Source organism: Amycolatopsis sp. NPDC049691 (assembly GCF_040675005.1).
GTDB lineage: Bacteria > Actinomycetota > Actinomycetes > Mycobacteriales > Pseudonocardiaceae > Amycolatopsis.
The window spans coordinates 29,864-40,813 of the sequence record NZ_JBFANX010000029.1 but is presented as its reverse complement, the minus strand read 5'-3'; the positions used below and the strand labels follow the sequence as shown (position 1 = coordinate 40,813).

Annotated in this window: 11 protein-coding genes; all 11 read left to right on the top strand. The window is 69.7% G+C overall.

Annotated features, from left to right (window positions below; genetic code table 11):
• Positions 1-149 precede the first annotated feature (149 nt).
• Positions 150-1,712, top strand: coding sequence for a DUF6801 domain-containing protein (locus AB0J40_RS42020; protein WP_364465260.1), 1,563 nt, complete (start codon positions 150-152; stop codon positions 1,710-1,712).
• Between the two features lie 118 nt (positions 1,713-1,830).
• Positions 1,831-2,559: a hypothetical protein gene (locus AB0J40_RS42015; protein WP_364465258.1), complete on the top strand. Its 729-nt coding sequence runs from the start codon at positions 1,831-1,833 to the stop codon at positions 2,557-2,559.
• Positions 2,556-3,350 carry an ABC transporter permease gene (locus AB0J40_RS42010; protein ID WP_364465256.1) on the top strand — a complete coding sequence of 265 codons (795 nt, stop codon included), beginning with the start codon at positions 2,556-2,558 and terminating at the stop codon, positions 3,348-3,350. The genes AB0J40_RS42015 and AB0J40_RS42010 overlap by 4 nt, the downstream gene beginning before the upstream one ends.
• Positions 3,351-4,166, top strand: coding sequence for an ABC transporter permease (locus AB0J40_RS42005; RefSeq protein WP_364465254.1), 816 nt, complete (start codon positions 3,351-3,353; stop codon positions 4,164-4,166). It abuts the gene before it with no gap.
• Positions 4,163-5,359 (top strand): MCE family protein, encoded by a 1,197-nt coding sequence (locus AB0J40_RS42000; protein WP_364465252.1) that lies wholly within the window; start codon positions 4,163-4,165, stop codon positions 5,357-5,359. Before AB0J40_RS42005 ends, AB0J40_RS42000 begins: the two co-directional genes overlap by 4 nt.
• The gene (locus tag AB0J40_RS41995) at positions 5,356-6,372 is read left to right on the top strand and encodes an MlaD family protein (protein ID WP_364465250.1); all 1,017 of its coding nucleotides are present in this window, start codon (positions 5,356-5,358) and stop codon (positions 6,370-6,372) included. Before AB0J40_RS42000 ends, AB0J40_RS41995 begins: the two co-directional genes overlap by 4 nt.
• Positions 6,369-7,379, top strand: coding sequence for an MCE family protein (locus tag AB0J40_RS41990; protein WP_364465248.1), 1,011 nt, complete (start codon positions 6,369-6,371; stop codon positions 7,377-7,379). Before AB0J40_RS41995 ends, AB0J40_RS41990 begins: the two co-directional genes overlap by 4 nt.
• Positions 7,379-8,377, top strand: a complete 999-nt coding sequence (locus tag AB0J40_RS41985; RefSeq protein WP_364465246.1) for an MCE family protein — start codon at positions 7,379-7,381, stop codon at positions 8,375-8,377. The genes AB0J40_RS41990 and AB0J40_RS41985 overlap by 1 nt, the downstream gene beginning before the upstream one ends.
• Positions 8,374-9,345, top strand: a complete 972-nt coding sequence (locus tag AB0J40_RS41980) for an MCE family protein (RefSeq protein ID WP_364465244.1) — start codon at positions 8,374-8,376, stop codon at positions 9,343-9,345. Before AB0J40_RS41985 ends, AB0J40_RS41980 begins: the two co-directional genes overlap by 4 nt.
• Complete coding sequence (locus tag AB0J40_RS41975; RefSeq protein ID WP_364465242.1) at positions 9,345-10,451, top strand: MlaD family protein; 1,107 nt, start codon at positions 9,345-9,347, stop codon at positions 10,449-10,451. Before AB0J40_RS41980 ends, AB0J40_RS41975 begins: the two co-directional genes overlap by 1 nt.
• Complete coding sequence (locus AB0J40_RS41970; protein WP_364465240.1) at positions 10,448-10,945, top strand: hypothetical protein; 498 nt, start codon at positions 10,448-10,450, stop codon at positions 10,943-10,945. The genes AB0J40_RS41975 and AB0J40_RS41970 overlap by 4 nt, the downstream gene beginning before the upstream one ends.
• Positions 10,946-10,950: the final 5 nt, after the last annotated feature.

Genomic DNA, 10,950 nt, shown 5'->3' with positions numbered 1-10,950 from the left:
AGCACGCACGTGACAAGCGCTGACCTGCGTGACCGTTCGCGGCGAGGCCGATCCCCTGCGCGTGACAAAGAATCCGGACCTGCTTGTTAACCCGGTTTTACGGAGGTACTTTTCGCTGAAATTACCCCCATTCCCCGAGGTGACGATCCGTGAAGTTTTCGTGGAAGTCGAGAAAGCCCGCCTACGGCCTCGCCGTCGCGACCGTCGCGGGCGTCGCGGCGACCGTCGCGCTGGTCGGGGCGGGGCCGACCCAGGCCGCGCCGGTGAGCCTGACGCTGAACTACAACTGCCCGTTCCCCTTGATCGGCGACCAGGTGCTGTCGGTGAAGATCGACACGAACCTGCCGGACAACGCCGTGGCGGGTGCCTCGTCGACGCCGATCACGTTCGACGTCGACGTCACCGTGCCGGAGACCGCGACCGAGGGCCTGGCGCTGGTCGGCGCCACGTCGCTCGACGGCTCGGCGAAGGCCGCGGCGGTGCTCAAGTACCCGGTCGACAAGACGCTGAACCTGAACCTGCCGCTGACCATCGCCTCGACGCCGGTGCCGCCGTCGGGCGCGTTCCACGTCAAGAGCAGCGGCAAGGCGCCGGCCGTGACGTTCCCCAGCCCGGGCACCGCGTCGGTGACGGTCGGGAACTTCAGCACCACGATGACCCCGCGCACCGCGGACGGCCAGCCGACCGACCTCGGCACGTTCACCTCGGACTGCGTCGCGGTCCCCGGCCAGAACCAGCAGCTGGGCACGTTCGAGATCAAGCCGGCGGGCGGCACGACGACGCCGACCACCCCGACGACGCCGACCACGCCCACGACGCCGACCACCCCGACCACGGAGCCGACGACCCCGACGACCGAGCCGACGACTCCCACCACGGAGCCGACGACTCCGACGACGGAACCGACCACTCCGACCACGGAGCCCACGACCCCGACGACGGAACCGACGACTCCGACGACCGAGCCGACGACTCCGACGACGGAGCCCACGACCCCGACGACGGAACCGACGACTCCCACGACCGAGCCGACGACTCCGACGACGGAGCCCACGACCCCGACCACGGAGCCGACGACTCCGACGACGGAACCGACCACTCCGACCACGGAGCCGACGACTCCGACGACGGAACCGACGACTCCCACCACGGAGCCGACCACGCCGACGACCCAGCCCACGACCCCGACCACCACCCCGCCGGGCGGCATCGAGGTCAAGTACACGGTCAAGGGCAAGTCGACGATCAAGCAGCTGCACGCCACCCTGCCGCTCGGCCCGGGCACCCTGGACGCCAAGCTCGACGCCGCGTCCGGCAAGTTCGGCGCCCAGCTCGCCCTGCCCAAGTCCGACGTGGACTTCCGCGTGTTCGGCTTCATCCCCGCGTCCGCGACGGTGAAGCTCAGCCAGGTCGGCGCGATCAACGGCACCCTCACCGGCGGCGCGGTCGAGGCGAACGCGCAGGTGGACGTCCAGCTCACCAAGGTCCGCGTGTTCGGCTTCCCGATCCTGTCGTCGAACTCCTGCCACACGGTGAAGCCGGCGGACGTGCCGCTGACGTCGGCGGCCGGGTTCGACCCGCTCAAGGGCGGCAGGCTGACCGCGACCTACGGGATCCCGCAGTTCACCGGCTGCGGTTTCCTGACCGGCCTGATCACCGGCATCACGTCCGGGCCGGGCAACAAGCTGGAAGTGAACCTGACCAAGAAGTGAAGTTGTGACGCGGCGCGGAAAAACCGCGCCGCGCACCACTGAGCGGCATGACAAGAAACGCGGATTCCTTGTGTCGCAACAGGAATCGTGAGTAACTACGAACCATGAGGAACTACGGATGTCAGTGCTGACACGCGCGGTGCCGCTCCTGCTCGTGCTGGCGCTGACCGCGTTCTCGCTCGGCGCCGCGCAAGCCGCGCCGGGCGAGAACGCGCCTCAGCCCCAAGCGGCCACGCAGATCCCGTTCGGGTTCACCCTCGGGGACGCGCAGCAGCCGACCACGAGCCACGTGGCCAAGCTCGGCTCCGACATCGCCTTCCCGCCGGGCACCTTCGACGGCGCGCTCGGCGGCCTCACCAACACCGTGCCCATCAGCGGAAAGCTGACCATCCCGCCCACGAACGGCTACTTCGTCGCGTTCCGGTTCATGGCCACTACCGGGCGGGTCGAGATCATCCCGGACGGCGACGCCACCGGCACGGCCACCGTGAAGACCGGCAAGGACACCAACTGCAAGGCCACGCAGACGAACATCTGCGCCGACACCGACGTCACCGCGAAGGTGTTCATCAAGCTTTCCGACGCCAAAGTGGACGGCAAGACCCTCGACGTCGGTTCGAACTGCCGGACGGCCCAGCCCGCGTCCGTGACCATCAAAGCGCTGGTACCCATCTCGCTGCCGGCCCCGCCGGTGAAGGTGACGTCGACGTTCACCGCACCGCCGTTCGCCGGCTGCGTCGGGCACGAGGACGTGAGCCGGCTGCTCACCGGCCTGGTTTCGGGGCCGGGCAACACCTTCGTCTCGAACCTCACGTTGCGGTGCTTCAGCAGCGGGTGCAAGGCATGACCACCCTGCTCACGGAGGCGCCGAAGCGAGCCGCGAACGGCCTGCGCGAGTTCGGCCGCATGTGCGCGATGGGCCTCGACATCATCCTCGCGATGTTCCGCCGCCCGTACCAGGTCCGCGAGTTCGTCCAGCAGTTCTGGTTCATCGCCAGCGTGTCCATCACGCCGGCGATCCTCGTCTCGATCCCGTTCGGCGCGGTGATTTCGCTGCAGCTCGGCTCGCTCACCAGCCAGATCGGCGCGCAGCAGTTCAACGGCGCGGCGAGCGTCCTGGCGGTCGTGCAGCAGGCCAGCCCGATCGTGACGACGCTGATCATCGCCGGCGCCGGTGGCAGCGCCATCTGCGCCGACCTCGGCGCCCGCAGCATCCGCGAGGAGATCGACGCGATGGAGGTGCTCGGCGTCTCGCCGATCCACCGGCTGATCGTGCCGCGGGTGCAGGCCGCCGTCGGCGTGTCCGTGCTGCTGAACGGCCTGGTCAGCGTGGTCGGCGTGCTCGGCGGCTACTTCTTCAACGTCATCGTCCAGGGCGGCACGCCCGGCGCGTACCTGGCCAGCTTCAACGCGCTCGCGCAGCTGCCCGACCTCGTCGTCAGCTCGGTGAAGGCGGTGATCTTCGGCTACCTCGCCGGGGTCGTCGCCTCCTACCGCGGCCTCAACCCGAAGGGTGGCCCCAAGGGCGTCGGCGACGTCGTCAACCAGTCCGTCGTCATCACCTTCCTGCTGCTGTTCTTCGTCAACACCGTGCTGACCGCGCTGTACCTGCAGCTCGTCCCCGCGAAGGGAACCTGAGTGGCCATCCTCGGCAAACCCGGCGACCGGCTGTTCGACCTCGGCGACCAGCTGCTCTTCTACGTCCGCGCGATCGCGGCCGTCCCGCTCGCCGTCACGCGCTACTTCCGCGAAGTCGTCCGGCTGCTGGCCGAGGTGACGTTCGGCAGCGGCGCGCTCGCGGTGATCGGCGGGACGATCGGCGTGATGGTCGGGCTCTGCGTGTTCACCGGCGTCACCGTGGGCCTGCAAGGGTTCAGCGCGCTGAACCAGATCAACATCTCGGCGATGACGGGGTTCCTGACCGCGTACTTCAACACGCGCGAGATCGCGCCGCTCGTCGCCGGGCTCGCGTTGTCGTCCACCGTGGGCAGCGGGTTCACCGCGCAGCTCGGCGCGATGCGGATCTCCGAGGAGATCGACGCCCTCGAAGTGATGGCCGTGCGGAGCATGCCGTACCTGGTCACCACCCGGATCGTCGCCGGGTTCATCGCGATCATCCCGTTGTACGTCATCGGGTTGCTGATCTCCTACCTCGGCTCGCGGCTGACCACGGTCGTCTTCTTCGGACAGTCCGGTGGTACCTACGACCACTACTTCACGTTGTTCCTGCCGCCCGGTGACGTGCTGTGGTCGTTCGGCAAGGTGCTCGTGTTCAGCGTCGGCGTGATCCTGACGCACTGCTTCTACGGCTACCGCGCCTCCGGTGGGCCGGCCGGGGTCGGTGTCGCGGTCGGCCGGGCCGTGCGGACGTCGATCGTGCTGATCAGCGTCCTCGACCTGTTCCTGTCCCTGGCCATCTGGGGTGCCACGACGACGGTGAAGGTGTCGGGATGAGCCGGTTCGGCACGCAGCTCGCCGGGGTCGCGTTCCTCGGCGTGCTCGTCCTGCTCGGCTACCTCGCGGTCGCCATCTACGACAAGGACTTCGACGACTCGGAACTGGTGACGCTGCGCGCCGACCGCGTCGGCAACCAGCTCGCGCCGACGGCCGAGGTGAAGGTCAAGGGCGTCCCGTTCGGCGAGGTCCGGGCCGTGCGCAGCACGCGCACCGGCGCCGAGATCGACCTCGCGCTCGATCCGGCGAAGATCGGCCTGCTGCCGGAGAACGTCTCCGCGCGGCTGCTGCCGAAGACGGTGTTCGGCGAGCGGTACGTCAACCTCGTGCTCCCGGACCGTCCACAGGGGAAACTGCGAGCGGGGGACGTCATCGGGCAGGACCACTCGGCCAACGCGATCGAGCTGGAGCGCGTGCTCGGCGACCTGCTGCCGCTGCTGCGCGCGGTCCAGCCGCAGAAGCTGAACAGCTCGCTCGGCGCGATTTCCCAAGCCCTCGACCACCGGGGGCAGCCGATCGGCGACAGCATCGTCAAGCTGCAGGACCTGCTGGCTCAACTGAACCCGCTGATGCCGCAGTTCAAGGCGGACATCACCGGCCTGGCGAACGCGGCCGACGTCTACACCACCGCCGCCCCGGACATCCTGCAGGCGCTGAGCGACCTGTCGACGACCGCGAAGACCATCGTGGACACCCGCGCGGACCTCGACAACCTGTATTCGAGCGTCACCAGCGCCACCGGGCACCTGAACGACTTCCTGCGCAAGAACAAGGACAACATCATCGGTGTCTCGGCGGAGAGCCGGCCGTCGCTGGAGCTGCTGGCGCAGTACTCGTCCGAGTTCCCGTGCCTGTTCGACGCCGTCAACCGGCTCAAGCCGCTGATGGAGAAGGCACTGGGCAAGGGGACGAACGAGCCGGGCCTGCACGTGACGCTCACCGTGCAGGACCCGCGCGAGAAGTACGTGCCCGGCCGTGACAACCCGCGTTACGACGCCACCGGCGGGCCGAAGTGCTACGGCGGCGGGGCCGCGGCGCCGGGCGCCACGGACGGCGACCTCGGCCCCGCCAACTCTCCGGGGGAACGTCGGCTCGTCGCGGAGATCCTCAAGCCGGCGCTGGGCGACGTGCCCGACTGGAGCAGTGTCCTCATCGGACCGGCGCTGCGCGGAACGGAGGTGACCGTCCGATGAGGAGCGTGGTGGCCCCCGCCGTCAAGGGCCTGATCTTCTTCCTGGTGACCGCGGTCGCGACCGGGATCCTCGCGATCACGATCGCCAACTCCAGCGTCGGCGCGACGATCGGGTACACCGCCCGGTTCACCGACGCGACCTCGGTCAACCCCGGCGACGAGGTCCGGATGGCCGGCGTCCGGATCGGCCAGGTCGAGGACGTGAAGGTGGTCGAACACCGGCTGGCCGACGTCGATTTCTCCGTCGACCGCACGCACCGGCTGACGGCGTCGGCCTCGATCACCATCCGCTACCGCAACCTCGTCGGCCAGCGGTACCTTTCGGTCGACCCGGGCGCGACGGACACCTCGCCGACCCTCGCCGAAGGCGCCCAGATCCCCCTCGAGCGGACCAAGCCGGCGCTCGACCTGACCGCGTTGTTCAACGGCTTCAAGCCGCTCTTCCAGGCGCTGTCGCCCAACGACGTCAACCAGCTGTCGTTCGAGATCATCCAGGTCCTGCAGGGCGAAGGCAGCACGATCGAGAGCCTGCTCCGGCACACCGCCTCCCTGACTTCCACGTTGGCCGACAAGGACGCCGTGATCGGCCAGGTCATCGGCAACCTCAACACCGTCCTCGACACCGTGAACGCCCAGGGCGACCAGTTCGACGCGCTCGTCGACACGACCGCGCAGCTCGTCACCGGCCTCGCCGCGGATGCGAAGCCGATCGGCCAGGCCATCGGCGGGCTCGGCGAGCTGACCACGGCGACCGCCGGGCTGCTGCAGCAAGGACGGCAGCCGCTCAAGGACAGCATCACCGCGCTCGGCGACCTGTCGAAGAACCTGGCCGACAACACCCCGGTGTTCCAGCAGTTCATCGACAACCTGCCGAAGAAGCTCGACCGGATCGGCACGCTCTTCTCCTACGGCTCGTGGGCGAACTTCTACCTCTGCTCGGTGGAGACCGACGCGAAGCCGGCGCCGGGCGGGCCCCCGCCGGGCATCCCCGTGACCGCTGCGAGGTGCCGGTGAAACCGCCCCGGATCAAGCCGTTCCGCTCCCGCAACCCGATCGTCGTGGGCGCGGTGACCGCGCTGGTCATGGCCCTGGTCGGCGGGGCCACGTTCTTCTCCGACGACCTGCCGATCGTCGGCGGCGGCACGACGTACAAGGCCGAGTTCCACGAGGCCGCCGGGCTCAAGCCGAACGACGAGGTCCGCGTGGCCGGCGTGAAGGTCGGCGAGGTCACCGACGTGCGGCTGGCCGGCGACCACGTCGAGGTGCTGTTCCGGGTCAAGGACACCTGGATCGGCAACCGGACGACCGCGGCGATCAAGATCAAGACGCTGCTGGGCCAGAAGAACCTCGTCCTCGACCCGGTCGGCAACGGCGAGCTGAACCCCGACCAGCCGATCCCGCCCGAGCGCACCAGCTCGCCCTACGACGTCACCGAGGTGTTCAACGACCTCGCGAGCACGGTCGGGGCGATCGACACGAACCAGCTCGCGCAGGCGTTCCGCGTGCTGTCCGACACGCTGGGCGCGTCGGCGCCGCAGGACGTGCGGACCGCGTTCGACGGCATCGCCGCCCTGTCGCAAACGCTTGCCTCCCGCGACGACGAGCTGGTGAAGCTGTTCCAGAACACCAACCAGGTGTCCAAGACGCTCGGCGAACGCTCCGACCAGATCCAGGCGCTGATCCGCGACGGCAACACGCTGCTCACCGAGCTGAACGCCCGCAAGGACGCCATCGCGCAGCTGTTCACCGGCATCAAGAACCTCTCCATCCAGCTGCGCGGGCTGGTCGCGGACAACCAGAAGACGCTCGGCCCGGCGCTCGACCAGCTCGACCGCGTCGCGACCGTGCTGCAGCGGAACCAGGGCAAGCTCGAGGACAGCCTGCGCCTGGCCGGCCCGTTCTACCGGCTGCTCGGCAACGCCGTCGGCAACGGCCGCTGGATCGACACCTACATCTGCGGGCTCATCCCCACCGGCACGACGCCGGGCAGCTGCCTGCCACCGAAGAACGGGGGACGCTGATGGCCCACCAGCTCGTCGACCTGGGAGCACAGGCACGCCGGCGAACGCGGATGCGGGCACTCACACTCGGTGTATTGCTCGCGCTGGTGGTCTCGGCGGCGTGGCCGATCGCGACCGCCCCCGCCGAGCGCACGCTCACCGCTTACTTCGCCGCCGCTGTCGGCGTCTACCCGAACTCCGACGTCCGCGTCCTCGGCGTCGCCATCGGCTCGGTGTCCAAAGTGGAGCCGAACGGCACCGACGTCAAGGTGACGATGACGCTCAAGCCCGATGTCCAGCTGCCGGCCGACGCCGGAGCCGTCGTCATCACCCCGAGCCTGGTCGCCGACCGGTACGTGCAGATCACGCCCGTCTACCGCGGCGGCCCGCGGCTGGCCGACGGCGCGTCGATCCCGCGCGAGCGCACCGCGACCCCGGTCGAGGTCGACGACCTGCTGCACAGCCTGAACCAGCTGATGACGGCGCTCGGCCCGCAGGGCGCCAACAAGGACGGCGCGGTCAGCGAAGTGCTGACCAAGTCGGCCGAGTACCTGAACGGCAACGGGCAGACCATCGGCACGGCGATCAAGAACCTCGGCGAGTTCGCCCGCGCCGCGAGCGACTCCAAGGACGACCTCTTCGGCTCCGTCGACAACATCAGCAAGTTCACCGCGATGCTCGCCGCGAACGACGGCCAGGTGAAGCAGGCCATCTCGCAGATCGCGTCGCTCAGCAAGGTCCTGGCCGACCAGCGCGACCAGTTCTCCGGCGCGCTGACCGAGCTGACCCAGGCGCTGACCGTCGTGCAGGGGTTCGTCAAGGACAACCGCGGCAAGGTCCAGTCCGATGTGGACAAGCTCGCCGACGTCACGAAGGTGCTCGTGAACCAGAAGGACTCCCTCGCCGAAGCGCTCAGCGCGGCCCCGAACGCCCTGACCAACCTGCTGGGGGCCTACGACAAGGCCAACGGGACCATCGACGGTCGCGGCAACCTCCTCGAGTTCCCGGAGCCGAAGTGAAACGCCTGGTCAAGCTCGCCGCGGTCGTGACGGTCGCGCTGGTCACCACCGGCTGCGGCCGCGGGGTGAGCGTCTACGACATCCCGCTGCCCGGCGGCGCCGCGCTCGGCGACCACCCGATCCACGTCACCGCGAGCTTCACCAACGTCCTCGACCTCGTGCCGCAGTCCGGGGTCAAGGTCAACGACGTCCCGGTCGGCCAGGTCGTCAAGGTCGAGCTGGCGCCGGACGGGCACAGCGCCGTCGTGGACCTGCTGCTCAACGGCGACGTCGACCTGCCGGGCAACGCCGTCGCTCGGCTGCGGCAGGCCAGCATCCTCGGCGAGAAGTTCGTCGAGCTGGCCCCGCCGGACGACGCGACGCCGTCCGGCCGGCTCCTCGACGGCGCGAACATCCCCCTGGACCGGTCGACGCTGACCCCGGAGATCGAGGAGGTCTTCGGCGCGCTTTCCCTGCTGCTCAACGGCGGTGGCGTCGCGCAGGTCCAGAACATCAGCCACCAGCTCAACGAAGCCCTCGGCGGCCGGGAAACCGCGGCGCGCAGCCTGCTGTCCAGTTTGGACGCCTTCGTGAAGGGGCTGGACGAGCACCGCACCGAGATCACCCGCGCGATCGAGAGCGTCAACAAGCTCGCGCAGACGCTCAACGCGCACACCGGCCAGATCACCACGACGCTCAACGGCCTCACCCCCGGCATCGGCGTCCTCAACCAGCAGCGGGAAGCGCTGGTCGGGATGCTCAAGTCGCTGGACGGCCTGACCTCGGTCGCCGTCGACACGGTGAACAAGAGCAAGGACGACCTCGTCGCCGACCTGAAGGCCCTCGAACCGCTGCTGCGGCGGCTGGCCGACTCCGGGGACAAGCTGCCGAAGGCGATGGAGATGATCTTCACCTTCCCGTTCCCGGACGCCGCGCTCGACACGATCCGCGGCGACTACCTCAACGGGTTCCTCAAGGTGGGCCACTGATGCTGACCCGGTTCGTGCGCGTCCAGGTGACGCTCTTCGTGGTCATCGCGGTCCTCGGCGTCGCCTACGTCGGGGCCACCTACGCCGGGCTCGACAAGGTGTTCTTCGACCGCGGCTACACGGTGAAGGCGCAGTTTCCGACCGGCGGCGGCATCTTCACCAACGCGGAGGTTACCTACCGCGGCGTCCCGATCGGCCGCGTCGGGGAGCTGCGGCTGACGGCGGCCGGGATGGAAGCCGACCTCGAGATCGACTCCGGCACCGCGCCCGTCCCGGCCGACACCGAAGCCGTCGTCGCCGACCGGTCGGCCGTCGGGGAGCAGTACGTCGACCTGCGGCCGCGCACCGACGGCGGGCCGAAGCTGCACGACGGTTCGGTGATCACGCAAGCCGACACGAAGATCCCGCTGCCGGTGGACGTCGTCTTGTCGACAGTGGACTCGTTCGCCAACTCGGTGCCCAAGCCCGCGTTGCGCACGGTCGTCGACGAGCTGTACGACGCGACGACCGACGCGGGGCCGGCGCTCGACCAGCTCGTGGGCCGCGGCATCGAGTTCGTGCAGGCCGCGAGCGCGCACGTCGCGCCGCTGACCCGGTTCGTCACCGACGCGCACACCGTGCTCGACACCCAGGTCCAGCAGGCCGACGCGATCCGCGAGTTCGGCGTCAACGCGAAGCTGCTCGCGTCCACGCTGAAGCAGTCCGACGGCGACCTGCGCACGCTCATCCCGGCGGTCCCCGCCGCGGCGAACGAGGTCGGGGCGCTCATCCGCGACTCCGGACCCCAGCTCGGTGTGCTGCTGGCGAACCTGCTGACCACGGCGGACGTCCTCGACGCCCGCCGGGACGGGCTGCGGCAGCTGCTGATCACCGCGCCGCAGGCGGTCGCCGCGGGCAGCGCGGTGGTCCGGCCGGACGGCGCGCACTTCGGGCTGTCGCTGACCTTCTTCGACCCGCCGCCGTGCACCACCGGGTACACGACGCCGTACCGCGACGGCCTCGACACCTCGACCCGCCCGCTCAACACGGCCGCGCGCTGCGCGCTGCCGAAGGGCGATCCGACGAACGTGCGGGGTTCGCAGAACGCACCGGGAGGACGGCCGTGAGGATTGTCGTGTGGCTGGCCGCGGTCATGGCGACCGTCGCGGCCGGCTGGTCGGGGTTCGGCTGGTGGCAGGCGGCGCACGACGACGGCGTCGCGCGGGCGGTCGTCCGCGAGGACGCGCTCGCGGCGGGCCGGACGGCCGTCGCCGGACTGACCACTTTGGACTACCGGCAGGCGGCGCTGGGGTACCAGCACTGGCTCGACCTCTCCGGCGGTGCGCTGCACGACGAGCTGGCCGCCGACCGCCAGGGCAGTCTCGACCGGATCGCGCAGGCCAAGACGGTCACCACCGGCAAGGTGACCGACGCGGCGGTGACCGAAGTGGACACCGGCGCGGGAACGGCGAAGCTGATCGCGTCGGTCGAGCTGGTGGTGGCGCCCGAAGGCGGCGAGGCCGTGACGAAACGCAACCGGTTCCAGGCCGACCTGACCCGCGGGCCCGACGGCTGGCGGGTCACCGGGCTGGGCCAGGTCCCGACGGGGGAGACGCCGTGAAGACA